Raw genomic sequence first — 21282 nt, 5'->3', positions numbered from 1 at the left:
TCGTTAGCCATAGGACTCAAATCGGCATTACCGCAACTTGTGCCTGCAATTGATTCCATTTCGCGGCAGTCGGGCCACACCTAGCCGGCGAATCGTAAAATTTTACGCAATTTGGGCAGGCCGATTTCAGCCTGCCCCACGGTTTTGGAGCCCCTGCCGGGCGCGTTAAGCAGTCCAAAACGGCCCATCTCGCACTATCTCCGCGAAAGCAACAAAGCCCGGCACGTCGAGGTCGAGGGGACCTGGCGAAGCCGGAAGGGGATGTCAGATGGAGACCGCTGCTCGCTCGCGCGCCTGGCGCGCTGTCCTTGTGCTGTGTGGATTGATCCTGCTCGGATCGGCCGCCGACCTTCGCGCCGGCACGCTGCTGTCGCCCGGGTCAGGAATCCTCGTGCGCAAATCCGCTGAACCCTTCGGCGTGTTCGCCTTCGCCATCTCGTCCGGCAGCCTCCAGCAGAAATGGTTCGCGCTGAGGCACAAGCTCGACGACGACATGGTGCAACTGGCGCTGTGCGACGGCGACCGCGACAATTGCGCTTCGCCCGCGGCGCTGAAGCTGCTCGCCATCGTCGACCAGGCCCGCAGCCGTGACGGCCGCGCGAGGCTAGGCGAGACCAACCGCGCCATCAACCTCGCCATCCGGGCCGCCAATGACGGCACCGATGACGTCTGGAGCTCGCCGCTTGCGACCTTCGCGCGCGGCGCCGGCGACTGCGAGGACTATGCCATCGCCAAGCTGGCCGCGCTGCGGCTCGCCGGCGTCGCCCATGAGGACCTCCGCATCGTCGTGGTGCGCGACGTCAGGGCCGGCGAGGAGCACGCGGTGGTCGCGGCGAAACTCGACGGCCACTGGCTGATGCTCGACAATCGCCGCATGGCGATGGTCGAGGACGACGCAGCGCGGGCCTATCAGCCGCTGTTCGTGCTCTACCAGTCGGCCGTGATGAAATATGCCGACGAACCGGTGCGGTTCTCGATGGTAGCGGCCGAGGCGAATTGATCTTTCTTGTAGTCCGGATTGCGCTTCGCTCCATCCGGGCTACGGACCTGACACGACCTTCCCCACAACCCCATTCCACCCCGCGATCCGGGACGCTAGCATGGACCCCACCATGCGGGGGCGACTGGAATGCGGTTCATCGTGCTGTCTGTGCTTGCGCTGCTGGCGTTGCCCGCGGCATCCGCGTCCGCACAATCCGACCGCTCAGTCGCCGACAGGCTGCCGCTGTTTGCGAAGAACAACTGTCAGCAGATCCGCGACCCGGGCAATCAATTGTTCTGCGGTGATGCCGAGCTCGCCGCCGCCGCCGAAAAGCTGAGCACGGGAAACGAGGCACGGCTCGCCCGCCTGCCCGATCGCCTGCCCGGAATCGAAGAGAACGCGATCTGGATTCGCCAGCGCAATCTCGGCTGCGGCATCGTCGGCCAGACCGCGATCCGCAGCGACGATTTCGACCGGGTCAAGGCGTGCCTGCTCAAGGTCACCGAAGACCGCGCCGCGATCGTGCGCGATCCGGATTTTGACTGTCTCGCAGCCAACACCGCCGCCGGCGCGCTGATCTGCGCCGACCCGTCGCTGGCGCTCGCCGAGACCGAGCTCAACAGCCAGGTGCTCGGCCTGATCGGCAAGCTCGATCCGACCGCAGCGCGCTTTGCCTACGCCGAATACGGAAGGTGGACGCGCGAGCGCGACCGCAAGTGCAATCTGGTCGGCAAGGAGAACGTGCCGCTCGCCGAGCTCGAGTCGGCGGAAGATTGTCTTGCGGAACATCTCAAGCGCAAGACCGGCGACATCGCCGCCGCCAGGGGCGATCCGAAAAAGGTGTTCGGCCGCCAGGTCGCGGCCCGCATCCCCGACACCGACGCCGTCGACTTCTGCGCCGCGCGGATTCACGCCGCCAATTCCTGCGGCAATTTCCTCCGCATCAACCGCGTCTACGCGCTCGACAGCCAGGCGACCGATCAGGAGGCGCAGGTGACGGGGGAGATCGAGATGGTCGTGCTGGCGCCTTTCGCCACCTGCAGCAAGGTCGCCTCCGCCTGCACCGGCACCTGCTGGGACCCCAGGACGGGCCGCCCACAGCCGGCCGCGGCCGGCAAGGAGCGATCCGGAGAAGCCTTCAACGTGACGCGCCGGCTGAGAATCCAGCGGACTTTTGCCTTCGTCAAAGCCGCCGACGGCTGGCGCTGCCGCGAGGACGAACTGGCCCCGGTGAATTCGGGGACGGCGGGCGGGGGATCGTAGGGTTTTCTGACCCTCCCCTCTCTTTCTTCCTTCTCCCCTTGCGGGAGAAGGTGGCATAGGCGGCCTCTGGCCGCCGTTCTTAAGAACGCCGAAGCGAAGCTTCGGCTATGGCGCCGGATGAGGGGTATCCATCCGCAAACGCAGATATCGTAGGGTGGGCAAAGCGAAGCGTGCCCACGCATTTTTTATGATCGAGAGAGATGGTGGGCACGGCGCAAGCGCGCCTTTGCCCACCCTACGATTCCCGACTCGCGGATAGAGACCCCTCACCCGGCTCGCCGCCTTGCGGCGATCCACCCTCTCCCGCAGGGGGAGAGGGTGCACCGTTCGCGCCGCGTCAGCCGCCCTTCATCAGAACATCAGATTGTCCTTCACCAGCACCCAGCGGCCGCCCTTGACCTGCTGCACCTGGGTGATGGTGTTGGCGAGGTGGTCGGTCTTGGAGAACTTCGTCGGGGGCGAGTTGAAGATGTCGAGGAACTTGTCGCCCGATTCGAGCGCGTCCAGCATCTTCTGCCCGGTCAGATCCTTGCCCGCCTTGTTCGCGTAGAACGCAAACGTCATCACCGCGTTGTAGCCGATGATCGCCTGCGTGTTGGCGTCGGTGCTGAACATCTTCTTGTAGTTGACCAACCAGTCCTTGACCTTGTCCTTGGCGGTGTCCTCGTAAGGGATCTCGAAGCCGCTCGCGGCGTAGAGGCCCTCGACGGCGTCCTTTCCGAGCATCGGCACTTCCATCACGTTGGTCGGCGTCGCCCCGAGGAAGGTCACCTCCCAGCCGAGCTTCTTGGCTTCCGTCATGGCGCCGATGGGTTCACGCAGGACCGCGCCGAGCACGACGAGGTCGCAACCGTCGGACTTCATCTTGGCGACCTGCGCGCTGAAATCAGAGGCGCCGCGCTTGTAGCTCGTGATCGAGGCCGGCTGCACCTTCATGGCGGTGAGCTGCTGGTTGAAGCCGTCGAGCACGTTCTTTCCGTACTCGTCGTCCTGATGCATGATGCAGGGCTTCTTGAAGCTCTTCCACTCCATCATGTATTTCAGCGCCGCGCGCGTGCTCTCGACATAGGGTAAGAGGTTGTTGAACTTCAGCCGCTCCTGCGGCTTGGCCGGATCGAACTTGAAGGTGAACTCGGCTGCCGTCAGCGGAAACAGCTGGAGCACGCCGGCGTCGAGCAGGATATCCTGCGCGGCGAGCACGGTCGGCGATCCCATCGGACCCACCATCGCGAAGATCTTGTCGCGCTCGATCAGCTTCTGCGAGGCCAGCACGGCCTTCTTCGGATCGTAGCCGCTGTCCTCGACGACCAGCCGGATCTTGCGACCGTTGACGCCGCCGGCGGCATTGACCTCCTCGACCGCCATCTTCATGCCGTTGGAGACCGGAACGCCCCAGCCCTTGATCGGACCCGACAGGTCCTGATGCGTGCCGATGACGATCTCGGTGGCCGAGATGCCCTCATTGGTGATCTTGGTTTGCGCTGTGGCCGGCAGACAGCTGAGCGCCACGGCGCCCATAGCAAGGCCGAACGCGTTAAACGATCTCGACATTGACGTCTCCTCTCCTTGGGGCCCGTATTGTTCGAAGGGCGGGGGCCATCGCTCCTTCGCTCTTTTCAAACGAAATTGCCTAGGCCACCGCGCGCTGGCGATACATCGCCTCGATCTCGGCGGCGTAGCGCTTGTTCACGAAACCGCGCTTCAACTTCATGGTCGGCGTCAGCTCTTCGTCCTCGGGCGTGAGCTGACGTTCGATCAGATAGAACTTCTTGATGGTCTCGACGCGGGCGAAATTGCCGTTGACCCCTTCGATCTCGCGCCAGATCAGATCCTGGATCTCGGTTGCCCGGCACAGGCTCGCATAATTGGTGAAGGGGATGTCGTGGTCCTGCGCGAACTTCTCGACATTCTCCTGGTCGATCATCACGAGGCAGGTGAGGTACGGGCGCTGGTCGCCGATCACCACCGCGTCCGAGATGTAGGGCGAGAATTTGAGCTGGTTCTCGATCTCGGACGGCGTGACGTTCTTGCCGCCCGAGGTGATGATGATGTCCTTCATCCGGTCGGTGATGCGGACGAAACCTTCATTGTCGATGGTGCCGACGTCGCCGGTGTGCAGCCAGCCACGATGGTCGATGGTCTCGGCGGTCTTCTCCGGCTGGTTGAGGTAGCCCATGAACAGGAAGTCGCCCTTGATCAGGATCTCGCCGTCGGGCGACAGCGCGACCTCGCCCCAGGGCACAGCGGTGCCGACCGAGCCGAGCTTGAGCCGCGCCGCCGGCATCATGGTGGCGACGCCGCAATTCTCGGTCTGGCCATAGACCTCGTGGATGTCGATGCCGAGCGCGAGATACCAGCGGATCAGTTCCGGCGCGATCGGCGCCGCGCCGGTGAAGGCGGTGCGGCAGCGGTCGAGCCCGATCATGCGGCGGATGTTGCGGAAGGCAAGCCGGTAGGCGATGCGGTTGGCGATGCGAAGCGACAACGGCGGCGCCCTGCCCTCGATCCGGCAATCCACCATGCGATAGCCGACCTGAATAGCGCGGCGATAGACCCATTGCTGGAGCGGCGTCGCGTCTTTCAGCGCGATGGTGATCGCGGAATAGAATTTTTCCCAGATGCGCGGCACCGCGAGGAAGATGGTCGGCTGCACCTCGCGCAAGTTGTCCGGCACGGTCTCCGGGCTTTCGGCAAAGTTCATCACCGAGCCGAGCGCGACCGAGATGTAGTAGCCGCCGATGCGTTCGGCGACGTGGCAGAGCGGCAGGAAGATCAGCCGGTCCTCGTCCTCCCGCGCCGGGATGAAGTCGTTGGCGTGCCGCATCTGGTGCGTGACGCTGCGGTTGGCGTGCATTGCGCCCTTGGGCGGACCCGTCGTGCCCGAGGTGTAGACGAGCACGGCGAGGTCGTCAGCGCCGCGGCTGTCGATCATCTCCTGCCACAGCGCCTCGCGCCCGGTCATGTGGTTACGCCCGAGCGCGCGAAACGCGTCGAGCGACATCACCATGTCGTCGGAGAAGCCGCTGAGGCCCTCCATGTCGAACACGATGATCTTTTGCAGGGACGGGCAGCGCGCGCGACAGGCGAGAATCTTGTCGAGTTGCTCCTCGTCCTCGGCGAAGATTACTCTCGTCCGGGAGTCGTTGACGAGATATTCGACCTGCGCGGAGGAATCGGTGGGATAGATTCCGGAGGAGACGCCGCCGGCGCACAGGATGCCCATGTCGGCATGGACCCATTCCGGCACGGCGTTGGCGATGATGGAGGCGACGTCGCCGGGCACAAAGCCGCTCGCGTGAAGCGCGTAGGCGATCTCTTTCGAGACCGCCAGCCATTCGCGCCAGCTGGTCGGCTGCCAGATCCCGAATTTCTTCTCGCGGATGGCCGGCCGCTCCCCCCGGGTCTCCGCGGCATGCAGGAAGCTCTTCGCGATCGTATCAGCGACCGTCAGCACCGCCGGTCGGGCCATGCGCATTCCCTCCTTGTCGCGTATCCCCTCCGCTGCCTGCCTTGCCGGCGGTCTGTGTTAGCGGATGGGCCGTTCTATTTTACCGCCAAGTCTTCCTCTAACGCCAAGTCTTCTTCTTCTTCCAGCGCCGCTCGCCCCTCGCGCCCTGCTCCTTGGCGCCAAGGTAGAATTCCTGGATGTCCTGGGAATGCATCAAGCGGTCGCAGGTGTCGTTCATCACGATCCGGCCGATCTCGAGCACATAGCCGTAATGCGCCGTCTCCAGCGCCACCTTGGCGTTCTGCTCGACCAGCAGAATCGACATGCCCTGCTCCTCGTTGACACGGCGGATGATCGTGAAGATCTCCTTGACCAGCAGCGGCGACAGGCCGAGCGAGGGCTCGTCGAGCAGCAGCAGCGTCGGCCGGTTCATCAGTGCGCGCCCGATCGCGAGCATCTGCTGCTCGCCGCCGGAGAGCTGGCCGGCCGGCTGGTTGATGCGCTCCTTCAGCCGCGGGAAATAGCCGTAGACGCGCTCCAGATCCTCCGCGACGCCGTCGCGGTCCTTGCGCGGATAGGCTCCCATCATCAGGTTCTCGCGCACCGAGAGGAACGGGAACACCTCGCGCCCCTCCGGCACGTGGCTGAGGCCGAGCCGCACGATCCTGTCCGCCTCCATGCGCTGGATCGACTTGCCCATGAACTCGATCGCGCCCTTCTGCGGATCGAGGATGCCCGAGATGGTCTTGAGCACGGTGGTCTTGCCGGCGCCGTTGGCGCCCAGCAGCGTGACGATGCGGCCTCGCGGCACCTCCAGCGAGATGCCGCGGATCGCCATGATCGGCCCGTAATAGCTCTCGATGTTGGAGAGCTTCAGGATGGTGTCCGGCGTCACGGCGGCATCCATGCATCACGCTCCCAGATACGCGGCGACGACGTCGGGATGCTGCTGCACCTCGGCCGGCGAGCCCATCGCCAGCACCCGGCCGTAGTTCAGCGCGATGACGCGATCGGAAACACGATTCACCAGCGACATGTCGTGCTCGACCATCAGCACGGTGACGCCGAGCTCGTTCTTCATGTCGCGGATCCAGAACGACATGTCGCTCGTTTCCTCGACATTCAGACCGGAGGACGGCTCGTCGAGCAGGATCAGCTTCGGCTCCGAGCACAGCGCGCGCGCCAGCTCGATCACCTTGCGCACGCCGTAAGGCAGGCCCGAGATCAGCTTGTCGCGGTAGGGCTCGAGATCGAGGAATTCGATGACCTGCTCGACCCGGCGGCGGTGCAGCTTTTCGTTGGCCCGCACGCTCGGCAGGAACAGCACTTCCTGCCAGAGCTGGGTGGTCGAATGGCGGTGGCGGCCGACCAGCAGGTTGGAGAGCACGGTCGCGTTCTCGAACAGCTCGATGTTCTGGAAGGTGCGGGCGATGCCGAGCCTGGCGATGTCGTAGGGCGGCTGCTCGGTGATGTCCTGGTCCTCGAAGAAGATGCGGCCCGAGGTCGGCCGGTAGATGCGCGAGATCAGATTGAAGATCGAGCTCTTGCCGGCGCCGTTCGGTCCGATGATCGAGAGGATCTCGCCCTTCTCCACCGCGAACGACACCGCATCGACGGCCTTGAGGCCCCCGAAATGCAGCGAGATATTCTCGGCGCGGAAATAGCTCATCGGTTGCGCTCCGACTTCACGTAGATCTTCTGCCGCTTGAAGGTGGCGCGCTTGTAGAGCGGGAACAGCTGGAAGAAGAGTTTGATCTTCAGCCAGCGGCCGTAGAGCCCGAGCGGCTCGAACAGCACGAACAGCACGATGATGATGCCGTAGATCGCGCCCTTGAGGCCGTTGAGCGAGGCGAAGGCCGCGACCTTGGACTGGATGCTGCCCGCCGTCGCCGGGCCCGCGCCGAAGGTCGCGGCGATGCCGGCGATGATGCCGGGCATGTCGTCCTTGAGGTAGGTCAGGAACGGGTCGATCATCACGATGAAGATCGCGCCCAGCACCGCACCGTGCAGGCTGAAGGTGCCGCCGATCAGGATCACGATGATGAACTCGATCGAAAGCTGCAGCGTGAACATCTCCGGCGAGATGAAGGAGAGCTTGTGGGCGAACAGCACGCCGGCAAGGCCGGTGATTGCCGCCGAGATTGCAAACGACTTGACCTTGTAGAGCGCGACATTGATGCCCATGCTGCGCGCCGCGGTCTCGGAGTCGCGGATCGCGACGAAGGCGCGGCCCGTAGGCGAACGCAGCAGATTGAGCGTACCGACGATGGTCAGCACCAGCACCGCAAGGCAGAGATAATAGAAGGTCGGGCTGTCGCGCGGCACGGCGACGCCGAGCAGCGACAGCGTCTTGACCCGCATGCCCTCGTTGCCATGGGTCACACTCTCCCACCGCGCCAGGATCTCCTCGACGATCAGGGCGAAGGAGATGGTGGCAATGACGAGGTAGATGCCGGTCAGGCGCAGGGCCGGAAAGCCGACCATCGCGCCGATCAACCCGGTCAGGGCACCGGCGGCGAGCAAGTAGACCGGAAACGGCACGTTGTATTTCTGCAAATACGCCGCGGTGTAGGCGCCGATCGCAAGAAACGCGGCATGACCGAGCGAGGCCTGTCCCGTGAAGCCGGTGAGGATCAGCAGCGCGACGCCGACGATGGCATAGATGCAGACGAAGACGAGCTGGCTCATCAGATAGCTGGACAGCACATGGGGCGCGACCAGCAGCAGCGCGAGCAGGATGCCGTAGGAGACGAAATAGCCCGAATGCGGGAACAGCTTGATGTCGTCCTCGTAGTCGGTCTTGAACAGGAAGCGCATGGCGTTCAGACCTTCTTGCGGACGTGCAGGCCGAACAGGCCTTCAGGCTTCAAGAGCAGCACCGCCAGCAGCACGATATAGGGCGCGACGTCCTTCCAGCCCTCGGCGAGATAGAAGCCGGCCATGCTCTCGATCACGCCGATCAGCACGCCGCCGACCACTGCGCCCGGGATCGAGCCGAAGCCACCGAGGACTGCGGCGGGAAACGCCTTCAGCCCGAGCACGAGACCCACGTTGGAATGGATGAAGGTGATCGGCGCCAGCAGCACGCCGGCGCAGGTCGCGACCGCCGCGCTGATCGCCCAGACCACCGACACCACGCGCTTGACCGGGATCCCCATGTAATAGGCCGCCAGCATGTTCTCGGAGCTGGCGCGCATCGCGGTGCCGAGCGTGGTCTTGTTGAAGAACAGCCAGAGCAGCGTGCACAGGATCATCGTTGCCGCGATCACCGAGAGCTTGTCGTAGGCCAGCACCAGCGAGCCCATGCGCAGCACGCCCTGGCTGAACGGCGTCTCGATCTTCAGATCGTCGGTGCCCCAGATCATGCCGGCGACCGAGCGCAGGAAATAGCCGAGGCCGATCGTGGCCATGATGATGGAGAATTGCGGATAGCCGAGGATCGGCCGCACCACCACGCGCTCCGCCACCATGCCGAACATCGCCATGGCCGCCACCGCACCGGCAAAACCGATCCAGTAGTTCAGCCCCATCATGCCGATGAAGGTGAAGGCAAAGAAGCCGCCGAGCATCATCAGATCGCCCTGGGCGAAATTGACGACCTCGGTGGCCTTGTAGACGAGCACGAAGCCGAGCGCGATCAGGCCGTAGACGCAGCCGAGCGCAACACCGCTGACCAGCTGCTGAACGAAATCCAGCATCGCCGCGCATCCTCCCGATGCAACCTGCGGTTCTTCGTGACCGCCTTGCCGCATCTTGTGTCCAGTCGCTACGCAGTCGTTTCGCTGCGTTAGCTCCATTTGTCCCGGCGCCAATTCAGCCTGAACGCCCGCGCGCTGTCAACAAACGGTGACTTGCCATTAGTCCAACCCGTCTGCCGGAATTTGCAGCAACGCGATTCACGGTGCCGAAACATCTTCGGGTCATGGTCGCGAGCGATGCAAAACCGCAAGGTGTGGCCGTCATGAAGCCGGACAAATCGGCGCTGGAAGTCCTGGGGTTAACGAAGCGTTTTGACCGTCTTGCGGTCGATAACCTCGATCTCACCATTCACGCCGGCGAATTCTATGCGCTGGTCGGCCCCAACGGCGCCGGCAAGACCACCACTTTGCGCATGGTTGCAGGCCTGCTCAGGCCCGATGCCGGCGCGGTCTCGATCTTCGGCATCGACGCGCTCGAAAACCCCGTTGCCGCCAAGCAGGTGATGGCATGGGTCTCCGACGAGCCCATGATCTATGACAAGCTCACCCCGCTCGAATATCTCGAATTCGTCGCCGGCCTCTGGGGCATCGCGCCGTCGGTCTCGGAACCGGTCGCCCAGGAACTGCTGAGCTCGCTCGGACTGGAGCCGCATCAGCACGAACGCTGCGAAGGATTTTCCAAGGGCATGCGCCAGAAGGTCGCTCTCGCCGGCGCGCTGGTGCACGATCCCCGCCTCATCATTCTCGACGAACCGCTGACGGGGCTCGATGCCGTCTCCGCCCGCCACGTGAAGGGCCTGCTCAGCGAACGTGTTCAGTCCGGCTGCACCATCATCATGACCACGCACATTCTCGAGGTCGCCGAACGCATGGCCGACCGCATCGGCGTGATCGCCTCGGGCCGCCTCGTCGCCGAAGGCACGCTCACCGAGCTGCGCCAGCAGAACGGCCATGCCGACACCAGCCTCGAAGATCTCTTCATCGCGCTGGTGACGCTTCAGGAAGCCGCATGAGCTCGGCGACCGCGCTGTCCTGGTTTGCCCGCCACGAGCTCCGGCTCGCCTGGCGCGAATGGTTCGCCATGATGACGGGCGGCCGGCGCAAGCGGACACGCGCCGCCGTCATCGGCCTGCTGTCCATCGCCGCACTCCTGCACGTGCCGGCCTGGGCGGTGATCGGCCGCTTTGCCGATCTGCAATTGCCACTCGACAAATCCTCGCTGATCGTGATCTCGGCGACGATCTTCCTCGCCTGGACGCTGATGTTGTCGCAGGCGATCGAATCCGTGACGCGGGTGTTTTACGCTCGTGCCGATCTTGATCTGATCATGTCCTCACCCGCGACGCTGGCCAATCTGTTCTCGGTACGGATCGCTGCGATCGCGCTCACCGTCACGGTGATGGCGCTGCTGTTCTCGACGCCCTTCATCGATGTGCTGGTGATCGGCGGCGGGCCGCGCTGGCTTGCGGCGATCGGCGTCGTCATCGCGATGGGCCTGTCGGCCGCGGCGATCGCGATTGCCATCACTGTCCTGCTGTTCCGCCTGATCGGCCCGGCGCGGACGCGCCTCATCGCCCAGATTCTCGCGGCGATCATCGGCGCAGGCTTCGTGATCGCGCTTCAGGTTGCCGCGATCATGTCCTACGGCACGCTGTCACGCGTCACGATCCTGACGTCGGGGAGCCTCATCGCCTATGCGCCCAATGTCGACAGCATCTTGTGGTGGCCGGCGCGGGCGGTGATGGGCGACAGCGAGGCGCTGTTGCTGCTGCTGGCGCTCGCTCTGGTGCTGCTCGGCGGCGTCATGGCGATCTTCTCGCGTCGCTTTGCCGACACCGCGATCGATGCCGCCGCTTACGGCAAGTCCGGCAGCACGCGGTCAAAGGAGCGGCCGTTCCGCGGTGGATCGCGACAACAGGCCCTGCGGCGCAAGGAATTCGTGCTGCTGTGGCGCGACCCCTGGCTGGTCTCTCAAACCCTGATGCAGTTGCTCTATCTGGTGCCGCCGGCGCTGCTGCTCTGGCGCAACTTTGCCGACAGCTCCGCGGCGCTGACGCTGATCACGCCCGTCATCGTGATGGCGGCAGGACAGCTCGCCGGCGGGCTCGCCTGGCTGACGATCTCCGGCGAGGACGCCCCTGACCTGGTCGCGACGGCGCCGCTGACGCCGTCCAGCGTCATCCGCGCCAAGATCGAGGTGGTGCTGATCGCCATCTCTGCCATCTTCTGTCCGCTGATCGCAGCGCTCGCCTTTGCCTCGCCGTACCAGGCTGCGGTCAGCGCCGGCGCCGTGATGATCAGCGCGGCGTCCGCGACCGCGATCCAGCTCTGGTTCCGGGTGCAGGCCCGGCGCAGCCAATTCCGCCGCCGCCAGACCTCGTCGCGGCTTGCGACCTTTGCCGAAGCCTTCTCCTCGATCGGCTGGGCCGCCAGCGCCGTGATGTTGCTTGTCCTGCCGCTGGCCGGTCTCATTAGCGGCCTGATCACGGCCAGCCTCGTCGCCATCACCTGGAAGTTTAGCCCAAGGCGGGAGTGAAGAGCTAAGTCTCATTTGTTCCTTTGAGATCAATCTATACTGCCTTATTGATAGGCAATGCAGACGTTCAAGGTAACCGTTGAGGGGCAGGTGACGTTGACCGCCGAGTTGCTAAAGCACCTCGGGGTCCGACCGGGTGATAGGCTCATCGCAAATGGGCTTCCAAACGGCAAGGTCGAATTGAGAGCAGCCCCGAGGGGCGAGATTTCTGATGCTTTTGGCTTCCTGAGCGCGAAGAGAATAGACGCTCCTCTCTCGATCGAGGGTATGAATGAAATTATAGCTGCGGCTTGGGCAGGCGAGCAGTAGACCTGCGACACTGACGCGCTGTTGATCGCGTCCTATTGGCCCTGCGCTGCATTGCACGCTAGACTTTCCCCTGAATTCATCGGGGACTGTTTCATGTGGCGACCGCTTTCGGCAGCACTGGCGCTGTTTGGCGCATTGGTCTCACCTGCGCTCGCCCAGCAGCCACAGCGCAGCGAATGCCTGGCGATGGCGAATGCGGCGCCCCGCGCGATGCCGGTTGCGTTCCGGCAAGCGGCAGCGGCGGCCGAAGTCCAGATCACCTATGCCGGCCATTCCACCTATGTCATCGACACGCCCGGCGGCTTGCGCATCGCCACCGACTATAGCGGCGCCTACCAGGTCGGGCGGCTGCCCGATGTCGCCACCATGAACCGGGCCCACAGCACGCACTACACGCTCTTCCCCGACAAGCGCATTCCCCATGTGCTGCATGGCTGGAGCGAGGACGGCAAGCCGGCCATCGTGTCGGAGCGCATCGGTGACACCTTTGTCCGCAACGTCACGACCGACATCCGCCGCTATTTCGGCGACGATGCCGGCGCCGAGATGATCCGCGACGGCAATTCGATCTTCATCTTCGAGGTCGCCGGCCTCTGCATCGGCCATCTCGGCCATCTCCATCACAAGCTCGACGACAGCCATTTTGCCCAGATCGGGCGGCTCGACATCGTGATGGTGCCGATCGACGGCACCTACACCATGTCGCTCGGCGGCGTCGCGGAGATCACCAAGCGCCTGCGCGCATCGGTGGTGCTGCCGATGCACCGCTTCGCCACCCCGCTCGACGATTTCCTGCGCGGCATCGGTCAGCAGTTCGAGATCGACCGGCGGGGCGACCGCTCGTTCCGGATGTCGCGGGACAAGCTGCCGACCCATCCGACGGTGATCGTCCTCGACGGCGTCTGACGCGCAATTTTCTCCAAGTCGCCTGCGACTCGTTCGTGCTGATCTCCCCGCAACAGGAGATGGACATGACCGACTTCAAGAGATTGCTCCACGCGGACGGACCGAATTCCGAGCATGCGGCGGCGCTTCAGCTTTACGGCCGCTTCGTTGGCGACTGGGACGCCGGGGTCACCGCTCATGGGCCCGATGGAACCAAGCACACCACATTTGGCGAGATTCATTTCGGCTGGGTGCTGGAGGGCCGCGCCGTGCAGGACGTCTGGATCATCCCGCGGCCCGCAGGCTCTCGGGCTTTTCCGATCGCCGGCAATTGGTACGGCACGACGCTGCGGGTCTATGACCCCACCATGTCCGCGTGGCGGATTTCCTGGTTCGATCCCGGTCGTAGCGTATTCCGCCAGCAGATCGGCCGCGCACGCGGCGAGGACATCGTGCAGGAGGGCACGACTGAAGCCGGCGACCTGACGCGATGGAGTTTTACGGAGATCAGCGACGATTCCTTCCATTGGCTTGGTGAGGTGAGGCCTGGCGCGGCAGCCGATTGGCGACTGGTGGTCGATGTGAGAGCCACGCGGCGCAAGACGTGATGATGGAATACGAGGAGTTGTCCCGGGCTCGGTGCAACCTCTCCCGCTTGCGGGGGAGGTTGGCGCGACGCGCCGGGTGGAGACTCTCTCCACACTGGGAATCTCTCTGTGGAGACACCCCCACCCCAACCCTCCCCCGCAAGCGGGAGAGGGAGCGCACCTTCCGCGTGGCGGCAATGGAAACAAATTCAACTGAGGTGGTCACCGCGCCGATGTGCTCGCGATGACGGGTGCGGTTGCGCAACGCGCGCTGCTGCGTCGCAGGACGAGGTGCTAGGCTCGCGCCACAAAAAGCATGAGGGAGCGAACGTCGATGGCTGCAAGCGGTCTGCCCGCCAATACGAGCGGGCTATTCGTCGAGCCGCGCGAGGACTGGCTCGCGCAATATCGGGAGGAGATCATCGATCCCTCGCGGCCGATCGTCGATCCTCATCATCATCTCTGGAACCGCGGCCATCGCTATATGATCGAGGAGATGGCTGATGACATCGCCTCCGGCCACAACATCATCGCCACCGTCTATGTCGACTGCCGCTCGATGTATCGCGCACACGGGCCCGAGGCATTCCGGCCCGTCGGCGAGGTCGAGTTCGCCAACGGCGTCGCCGCGATGAGCGCGAGCGGCGGTTACGGCAAGGCCGCGATCTGCGCCGGCATCGTCAGCCACGCCAACCTGCTGCTGGGCGATGCGGCCAAGCCTGTGCTGGAGGCGGAGATCGCAGCCGGCAACGGCCGCTTCCGCGGCATCCGGCATTCCTCGGCCTGGGACCAGGACCCGGCGGTTGCCGGCATGTATGCGAACCGGCCGAAGGGATTGTTGCAGGACCTGGCCTTCCGCAAGGGCTTTGCCTGTCTCGCGCCGCTCAACCTCAGCTTCGATGCCTGGCTATTCCATCCGCAGATCGGCGAATTGACGGAGCTCGCGCGCGCCTTTCCCGACACAAAAATCGTGCTCGACCATTGCGGCGGTCCGGCCGGCGTCGGGCGATTTGCCGGACGGCGCGAGGAGGTGTTTCCGCAGTGGCGCGCTTCGATCCAGGAGATCGCGAAATGCGAGAACGTCGTGGTCAAGCTCGGCGGGCTCGCGATGTGCCTGCTCGGCTATGACTTCCATTTGCGTCCCAAGCCCCCGTCCTCCGAGGAGCTGGCCGCGGCATGGCGGCCCTATATCGAGACCTGCATCGAGGCATTCGGGCCCAGCCGCGCGATGTTCGAGAGCAATTTTCCGCCGGACAAGGGCCAGTGCAGCTACCAGGTGATCTTCAACGCCTTCAAGCGCATCGCAGCCCCCCTGAGCGAGGCCGAGAAGACGGCGCTGTTCTCGCAAACCGCGACCGATGTCTACCGGCTCGATCTGCCGTCATGACAAGTTTTGCATCATGACGTGAAGAGGGGCCGGGATGTTGATCCCGACCCCTCTTCGTCGTGGCCGCTGGGAAGCGTCCTTGAATCTTGATTGTCCGGGCGCGCTCTAGCCGGCACCCATCAGCGAGGCCGGACGGCGCTCGCCCGTGGAGGCGAACATCTTCTTGAGCTTGTTGACGACGCGGATCAGGAAGCCGATCAGGACGGGATTGGTCTTGCGGCAGAACGCGATCTTCTTGACGTGGCCTTCGACATGCCATTTGGCGTGCGCGCCGTCGCGGAAGAAGATGACATCGCCGGGGCCGTAGCGCTTCGGCGGCATGCCGTCGCTTTCGAGCACGATCGATCCTTCCATGATCATGATCGTCTCGTCGATGTCGTAGTACCAGTTGAAGCGGCCTTCGGTGCACTGCCAGATGATGGTCGAAGCGGTACCGTCATCGCTGGTGGACAGGATGTGCGAGCGCGACACCGGGTTGCCCTCGATGATCCAGGACGGCTCGATCGGCCGCAGCTCGAGATCCACGTTGCAACTACCGATTTCAATCAATGAACGCGACATCTGCTTCCTCAGGGAATATAATATGAATGGCCGGGTCTTGGCCCGGATTGTTCCGAATGATGTTGGAACGCTAGTAGCCGTTTTTTAATTCTTTCTTACGCGGTCCCCGACAATCAGCCGCAAGTTGCAGGTGCGAAGAGGTTAACGTCGCGATTCGCCTGCAAATTCGTGCACATGAACCCATCTTTTCCGGGGTGCGACAAAGTGCGCGAAAGTGACCTTCGAAGGAGCCCGACCGATGCCCCTCACCCCAGAGGTTGTGACCGCGCAAGGCGAGGCCGTCGCCTGGCTCGGCAGTCTCGATGTCTCGTTCGCGCCGGACGAGGAGCCCTGGTTCACCGTCGACGGCGTCGAAAAACCCCGTCAGATCGGCAGTGACGGCTCCGGCGGCGCCTTCGTGCTGCTGCCGTCGCGGAATGTGCTCTACGTCTCGTCCGAAGGACGCGCCGGGATTATCGCAGAGAGCTTCGAGGCGTTCGTCCAGCTCGTCGTCGCCCGGCCCTACTGGCTCGACATCCTGAAATTCTCCGCCGGCGGCGATCTCCAGGAGATGCGACGCGCGGCGGATGCACTCGAGGCGACGCTCGACGACGAGGACGACGTCAACGAGGCCCGCGAGGAAATTCGCGGGAGCCTCGACCTGCCCGAAGCAGGCGATCCGGTCGGCGCGCTTTACGAGGCGGTGGCGGCATCCGACGCCATCGTGCGGGCCACCGACGGCAGCCCGTTCACGACGCTGTTCAACCGCTTCAGCATCGACAACAACCCGATGCTGCGCAACGCGGCGGCGTAGGCACGTTGGGAGACATTTTCGGCCTGCATGGTTCGAGACGCGCCGCAAGGCGGCGCTCCTCACCATGAGGGTCTGATATCCCGCTCGCCGCGAAACGAGACCTCATCCTGAGGGCCCGCGAAGCGGGCGTCTCGAAGGATGGCCGCAAGAGACCGCAGGCCTTTACATCGCCCACTCGCCCTTGCGGAACACCGGGACCTTGCCGCCGTCGGCCAGGATGCCGTCGATGTCGGTCTCGGCCGAACCGATCATCCAGTCGATATGGATCAGGCTCTGATTGCCGCCTTGGGCAGCGATCTGCTGCGGCGTGAGCTGCGCGCCGTTGACGAAGCACTTCGAATAGCACTGGCCGAGCGCGATGTGCGAGGCCGCGTTCTCGTCGAACAGCGTGTTGTAGAACAACAGCCCGCTTTGCGAGATCGGCGAGGAATGCGGCACCAGCGCCACTTCGCCGAGGCGCCGCGCACCCTCGTCGGTGTCGAGCACCTTGTTCAGCACTTCTGCGCCGCGCGAGGCTTTCGCGTCGACGATCTTGCCGTCCTCGAAGCGCACCGCGATGTTGTCGATCAGCGTGCCCTGGTAGGATAGCGGCTTCGAGCTCACGACATGGCCGTAAACCCGCCGGCAGTGCGGCGTGGTGAAGACCTCTTCGGTCGGGATATTGGCGTTGCAGCTGATGCCGTTCTTGGCGGACGAGGCGCCGCCTTCCCATTCATGCCCGTCGGCAAGCCCGATGGTGAGGTCGATGCCCGGCCCGTTGTACTGAAGCGCGCGGAAACGCTGGCCGTTGAGCCAGTTTGTGCGCTCGCGCAGCACCGCATTGTGGCTCGCCCAATTGCCCATCGCGTCTTCGCGATCGACTCTGGACGCCGCGAAGATCGCATCCGCAAGCTTGCCGATCGCGACGTCTTCCGCATCGTTCGGAAACACCTGCTTGGCCCAGGCCGGGGTCGGATAGGCGATGATGTTCCAGTTGGTGTCGAAGTTGACGATTTTTTCCAGCGCGGGCTGATAGGCGATCGAATTCGCCTTGCTGGCGCGCGCCACCTTGGAAGGATCTTCGCCCGACAGCAGCATCGGATTGTCGCCGACGATCGCGAGCCGCGCGGTGTTGTCGGAGAATGCCTTGGCCATGCCCTCGTAGAGCCAGTTGGCGGCGCGATCGAAGCTGTTGTCCTGGCCGTGGCGGTAGCGCGCCAGCGTCATCTCTTCATCGGAGAGGATCGGCGTCACGACGCCGGCGCCGGCCTTGTAGGCATGCACGGCGATCCGCCGCACCAGCGGCAGCGCGATCGCGGGCGCCGTCAACAGCAGATCCTGTCCCGGCCGCAAACCCAGGCCCACCTTCACCGCCACCTCGGCCAGCCGGTCGAGTTTCGCGGGATCGATGGGAGAGGCGGAATTGCGGTGATCGGTCATGCGGGCTCCTGCCGGAAGTCTGCCATTCAATCTAAGTCTAGCATCGCAAGGCGCAAGTGCGCGAGCACCTTGCGACACGGGTAAGATACGCGGTTTCACGCATCTTGGTTTTCAACGCGTTGCCGATTTCAGCACCCGGTCGACCATCGCGGGCGCGAGGCCGAGGTAATTTTTAGGTGAAGTCAGCGCCTCGATTGTGACACGGTCGATTCTGGCGGAGACGCGGGCGTCGGACGAGAGCGCATCCGCCAGCGTAAGGCCTTTGTCGTTGGCGAGCCGGCAGGCATCGTAGACCACGTCATGCGCCTCCTGCCGACCCATCTGCGGCGCGAGCCCCATCATGACCGCTTCGGCCACGATCAGGCCGCGGCTGATGGCGAGATTGTCGTTCATCTTCGCCTCGTCCACGATGAGGCCGGCGAGCGCGAACTTCGCCTGGTGCAGGGCACCTGCGGTCAGCACGAAACTTTCCGGAATGGCCATCCATTCGGCGTGCCAGGGGCCGGTGGCGCGCTCGAAATCCTGCACCATCGCGTCCAGCATCAGGCCGGCGTGCTGCCGCACCGCCTTGCTCGCTGCGAGCATCAGTTCCGAGGAGATCGGGTTGCGCTTCTGCGGCATGGTCGAGGAGGCGCCACGGCCCTTGACGAAGGGCTCGTAGACCTCGGCGAATTCGGTCGAGGCCATGATCATGATGTCGAGCGCGATCTTGCCGAGCGAGCCGGTGACGAGCGCGAGGAAGTTGACGCCTTCCGCAAAGCCGTCACGCGCGACGTGCCAGGTCGAGGCGGGAACGCCGAGCTTCAGCTCGGCACAGAGCGCCTCCTGGACCTCGAAGCCTTTGTCGCCGAGCGAGGCCAGCGTGCCGGCGGCGCCGGCGAACTGGCCGACCAGCACGCGCGGCTTCAACTGCGCGAGACGCTCGGCGTGGCGGTCGAACATCGCAAGCCAGATCGCGGTTTTGTAGCCGAAGGTCACCGGCAACGCCTGCTGGAGATGGGTGCGGCCCGCCATTGGCGTGTCGCGATAGCGCTGGGAGAGATCGGCGAGGATTTGACGCAGTTCAGCGATGTCGCGCGCCACGATATCGAGTGCGGCACGCAGTTGCAGCACCACGGCAGTGTCCATGATGTCCTGCGTGGTCGCGCCCCAATGCACGTAGCGGCCGGCCTCGCCGCATTGCTTCACCATCTGGTGGACCAGAGGCAGGATCGGATAGCCGACGATGTCGGTCTCCTGCCGCAGCAGTTCGAAATCGAGCGCGGCGACATCGGTTCGCGCCGCGATCTGATCGGCGGCCTCCCGCGGAATCACGCCGCACTTTGCCTCCGCTTTCGCCAGGGCGACCTCGACCTCGGCATAGCGGCCGACCAGCGCCACGTCGGAAAACACCCCGCGCATCTCGGGCGTGCCGAAGGCGTCGCGGAACAGCATGGAATCGAGCACGGTGGTCGAGGCGGGAAAAGCAGGCATGCGCGTTTCTTTATGGTTGGTGTTTTGCGTGGCGGGGAGATTACGCAGGGCGTGGTGTTCGGCAATGGACATTCGGGCGGGCCATACAACAAGCGCCGTCATTGCGAGGAGCCCTTGCGACGAAGCAATCCAGACCGGCTGCGGAGAGATTCTGGATTGCTTCGCTGCGTTCGCAATGACGAGGAAACACTGTGACAGTCCGGCCCAAACCGCCATATTCTCGCCGAGGTTGCATTTCCCTCCGAAAACAGCATGGCTGCCATCACGCGATCGTGGTGAACCGGGTCGACCGCTCGCTGGACTCACAGACTTCAAGTCGAAATACATTTTGATTTCATCATTGCCTGATGTCGTTGTGAGGACTGAGTTTTCGACGTGCAGTTCATGTTCCGGGACCACCTTCTCGATACCGACCGGCGCGAGCTGAGCCGCGAGCAGGTTCCCGTGGCCGTGGAGCCGCAGGTGTTCGACCTCGTCGTCCACCTCATGGAGAACCGTGACCGGGTGGTCAGCAAGGACGAGCTGATCGACAAGATCTGGCACGGTCGCAGCGTCTCCGAATCCACCCTGACCAGTCGGATCAACGCCGCACGCAAGGCGGTCGGCGACAGCGGTGCGAACCAGGCGCTGATCCGCACCATCGCACGCAAGGGGTTTCGCTTCGTCGGCGCCGTCGAGACGCAGGCCGGCGCGGTTGTGCCGGCGCCAGTCCGTGCCGCACAGGCTCAGGCCGTGCTCGCGCTGCCCGACCGGCCGGCGATCGCGGTGCTGCCCTTCACCAATATGAGCGGCGACCGCGAGCAGGACTATTTCTCCGACGGCATCAGCGAGGACATCATCACCGCGCTGTCCAAGCTGCGCTGGTTCTTCGTCGTCGCCCGCAATTCATCCTTCATCTACAAGGGCCGCGCCGTGCACATGCACGAGGTCGCGCGCGAGCTCGGCGTCCGCTACGTGCTCGAAGGCAGCGTGCGGCGCAGCGGCGATCGCCTGCGCATCTCGGCGCAGCTCAACGACGTCTCGACCGGCAGCCATCTCTGGGCCGAGCGCTATGACCGCGACCTTGCCGACATTTTCGCCGTGCAGGACGAGATCACCGAGGCGATCGTCGCCGCGATCGAGCCGCAGCTCTACGCCGCCGAAAGCTTTCGCGCCCAGCAGAAGCCGCCGGGCAGCCTCGACGCCTGGGATCTCGTGATGCGCGCGCTGTCGCATTACTGGCGCATCACGCGCGAGGACAATGCCGCCGCGCAAGGACTGCTGGAGCAAGCCACCACGATCGATCCCGCCTATGGCAAGGCGCTGGGCCTGCTCGCAACCAGCCATATTTTCGGGGCGCATATGGGCTGGGCCGACATGGCCGCGACCGTGCCGGTCGCCGAACGCGCCGCGCTCGCGGCGGTGGAGGCCGACCGCGAGGACGCCTGGGCCCATCACGGCCTCGCCTATACTTATCTCTTCCGACGCCGCTTCGACGATGCGCTGGCGGAGTTCGAGCTGACCCTGAGGCTCAATCCGAATTTTGCGATGGCGCACGCCTTCTACGGCGTGACGCTGTGCTACGCGGGCACATGGCAGGACGGCGATGCCGCCGCCCGCCGCGCGCTGCGGCTGAGCCCGCGCGATCCGCTCGCGGCAATCTATTGCGGCGTGGCCGCCTATGCCCAGTTCATCGGCGGCAATTACGAGGCCTCGATCCAGATGGCGCGGGAGTCGATGCGGCAGCGCGTCGATTTCGTCGGCGCCCATCGCGTGCTGACGGCCGCTGCCGGCATGCTGGGCGATGCACAGCTCGCGGCGTCCGCGCTGCGAGGCCTGGAGCGCACCCAGCCCGGCCTCTCGCTCGCCTGGCTGACGCGCGAGCTGCCGATGCTGCGGGCGGAAGACCGCGAGCATTATCTGGAAGGATTTCGGCGCGCTGGGATGAGGTAGGCGGTTCAC

19 protein-coding genes are annotated in these 21282 nt (G+C 64.4%); 10 read left to right on the top strand and 9 right to left on the bottom strand.

The window, feature by feature from the left end; translation table 11 throughout:
- Nucleotides 1-268 precede the first annotated feature (268 nt).
- Both AB7532_RS03875 and AB7532_RS03870 read left to right on the top strand, forming a co-directional pair.
- Nucleotides 269-1000 (top strand): transglutaminase-like cysteine peptidase, encoded by a 732-nt coding sequence (locus tag AB7532_RS03875; RefSeq protein WP_441233512.1) that lies wholly within the window; start codon nucleotides 269-271, stop codon nucleotides 998-1000.
- A gap of 129 nt (nucleotides 1001-1129) precedes the next feature.
- Entirely contained in the window at nucleotides 1130-2245 is a 1116-nt protein-coding gene (locus AB7532_RS03870; protein ID WP_441233511.1) for a lysozyme inhibitor LprI family protein, read from the top strand.
- A gap of 351 nt (nucleotides 2246-2596) precedes the next feature.
- Here the strand turns inward: AB7532_RS03870 and AB7532_RS03865 are convergent, their stop codons facing one another.
- From AB7532_RS03865 to AB7532_RS03840, 6 genes are all read right to left on the bottom strand, one after another.
- The gene (locus AB7532_RS03865) at nucleotides 2597-3796 is read right to left on the bottom strand and encodes an ABC transporter substrate-binding protein (protein WP_441233510.1); all 1200 of its coding nucleotides are present in this window, start codon (nucleotides 3794-3796) and stop codon (nucleotides 2597-2599) included.
- Between the two features lie 79 nt (nucleotides 3797-3875).
- The gene (locus AB7532_RS03860) at nucleotides 3876-5714 is read right to left on the bottom strand and encodes an AMP-dependent synthetase/ligase (protein WP_441233509.1); all 1839 of its coding nucleotides are present in this window, start codon (nucleotides 5712-5714) and stop codon (nucleotides 3876-3878) included.
- A 97-nt stretch (nucleotides 5715-5811) separates the two neighbouring features.
- Entirely contained in the window at nucleotides 5812-6600 is a 789-nt protein-coding gene (locus tag AB7532_RS03855) for an ABC transporter ATP-binding protein (protein WP_441233508.1), read from the bottom strand.
- Between the two features lie 3 nt (nucleotides 6601-6603).
- Nucleotides 6604-7362: an ABC transporter ATP-binding protein gene (locus AB7532_RS03850; protein WP_441233507.1), complete on the bottom strand. Its 759-nt coding sequence runs from the start codon at nucleotides 7360-7362 to the stop codon at nucleotides 6604-6606.
- A complete protein-coding gene (locus tag AB7532_RS03845) occupies nucleotides 7359-8510 on the bottom strand; it encodes a branched-chain amino acid ABC transporter permease (protein ID WP_441233506.1) in 1152 nt (383 codons plus the stop codon). The genes AB7532_RS03850 and AB7532_RS03845 overlap by 4 nt, the downstream gene beginning before the upstream one ends.
- Nucleotides 8511-8515: 5 nt before the next feature.
- Nucleotides 8516-9391: a branched-chain amino acid ABC transporter permease gene (locus AB7532_RS03840; protein WP_441233505.1), complete on the bottom strand. Its 876-nt coding sequence runs from the start codon at nucleotides 9389-9391 to the stop codon at nucleotides 8516-8518.
- Between the two features lie 263 nt (nucleotides 9392-9654).
- On the opposite strand from AB7532_RS03840, the gene AB7532_RS03835 reads away from it, so the two are divergent.
- From AB7532_RS03835 to AB7532_RS03810, 6 genes are all read left to right on the top strand, one after another.
- A complete protein-coding gene (locus AB7532_RS03835) occupies nucleotides 9655-10404 on the top strand; it encodes an ABC transporter ATP-binding protein (RefSeq protein WP_441233504.1) in 750 nt (249 codons plus the stop codon).
- Nucleotides 10401-11927: a permease gene (locus AB7532_RS03830; RefSeq protein WP_441233503.1), complete on the top strand. Its 1527-nt coding sequence runs from the start codon at nucleotides 10401-10403 to the stop codon at nucleotides 11925-11927. The genes AB7532_RS03835 and AB7532_RS03830 overlap by 4 nt, the downstream gene beginning before the upstream one ends.
- Nucleotides 11928-11984: 57 nt before the next feature.
- The gene (locus AB7532_RS03825) at nucleotides 11985-12236 is read left to right on the top strand and encodes an AbrB/MazE/SpoVT family DNA-binding domain-containing protein (RefSeq protein ID WP_441233502.1); all 252 of its coding nucleotides are present in this window, start codon (nucleotides 11985-11987) and stop codon (nucleotides 12234-12236) included.
- 93 nt (nucleotides 12237-12329) lie between these two features.
- Nucleotides 12330-13142 carry an MBL fold metallo-hydrolase gene (locus AB7532_RS03820; RefSeq protein WP_441233501.1) on the top strand — a complete coding sequence of 271 codons (813 nt, stop codon included), beginning with the start codon at nucleotides 12330-12332 and terminating at the stop codon, nucleotides 13140-13142.
- Nucleotides 13143-13207: 65 nt separating this feature from the next.
- Nucleotides 13208-13729: a hypothetical protein gene (locus tag AB7532_RS03815; RefSeq protein WP_441233500.1), complete on the top strand. Its 522-nt coding sequence runs from the start codon at nucleotides 13208-13210 to the stop codon at nucleotides 13727-13729.
- Between the two features lie 313 nt (nucleotides 13730-14042).
- Nucleotides 14043-15095, top strand: coding sequence for an amidohydrolase family protein (locus tag AB7532_RS03810; RefSeq protein ID WP_441233499.1), 1053 nt, complete (start codon nucleotides 14043-14045; stop codon nucleotides 15093-15095).
- Nucleotides 15096-15200: 105 nt separating this feature from the next.
- On the opposite strand, the gene AB7532_RS03805 is transcribed toward AB7532_RS03810, so the two are convergent.
- On the bottom strand, nucleotides 15201-15656 hold the full coding sequence (locus AB7532_RS03805) for a cupin domain-containing protein (RefSeq protein ID WP_441233498.1): 456 nt from the start codon (nucleotides 15654-15656) through the stop codon (nucleotides 15201-15203).
- A 238-nt stretch (nucleotides 15657-15894) separates the two neighbouring features.
- On the opposite strand from AB7532_RS03805, the gene AB7532_RS03800 reads away from it, so the two are divergent.
- Nucleotides 15895-16449, top strand: coding sequence for a hypothetical protein (locus AB7532_RS03800; RefSeq protein ID WP_441233497.1), 555 nt, complete (start codon nucleotides 15895-15897; stop codon nucleotides 16447-16449).
- Nucleotides 16450-16611: 162 nt separating this feature from the next.
- On the opposite strand, the gene AB7532_RS03795 is transcribed toward AB7532_RS03800, so the two are convergent.
- Together AB7532_RS03795 and pcaB are read right to left on the bottom strand one after the other, a co-directional pair.
- Nucleotides 16612-17868, bottom strand: a complete 1257-nt coding sequence (locus AB7532_RS03795; RefSeq protein ID WP_441233496.1) for an aminopeptidase — start codon at nucleotides 17866-17868, stop codon at nucleotides 16612-16614.
- A 111-nt stretch (nucleotides 17869-17979) separates the two neighbouring features.
- Nucleotides 17980-19341 carry a 3-carboxy-cis,cis-muconate cycloisomerase gene (gene pcaB / locus AB7532_RS03790; protein WP_441233495.1) on the bottom strand — a complete coding sequence of 454 codons (1362 nt, stop codon included), beginning with the start codon at nucleotides 19339-19341 and terminating at the stop codon, nucleotides 17980-17982.
- A 375-nt stretch (nucleotides 19342-19716) separates the two neighbouring features.
- Between pcaB and AB7532_RS03785 the strand changes: the two genes are divergently transcribed.
- Nucleotides 19717-21273, top strand: coding sequence for a winged helix-turn-helix domain-containing protein (locus tag AB7532_RS03785; protein WP_441233494.1), 1557 nt, complete (start codon nucleotides 19717-19719; stop codon nucleotides 21271-21273).
- Nucleotides 21274-21282: the final 9 nt, after the last annotated feature.

This window comes from Bradyrhizobium sp. 930_D9_N1_4 (assembly GCF_052076015.1).
Classification (GTDB): Bacteria; Pseudomonadota; Alphaproteobacteria; order Rhizobiales; family Xanthobacteraceae; genus Bradyrhizobium.
The sequence above is the reverse complement of the archived record's forward strand: the minus strand, read 5'-3'. Positions and strand labels throughout refer to the sequence as shown.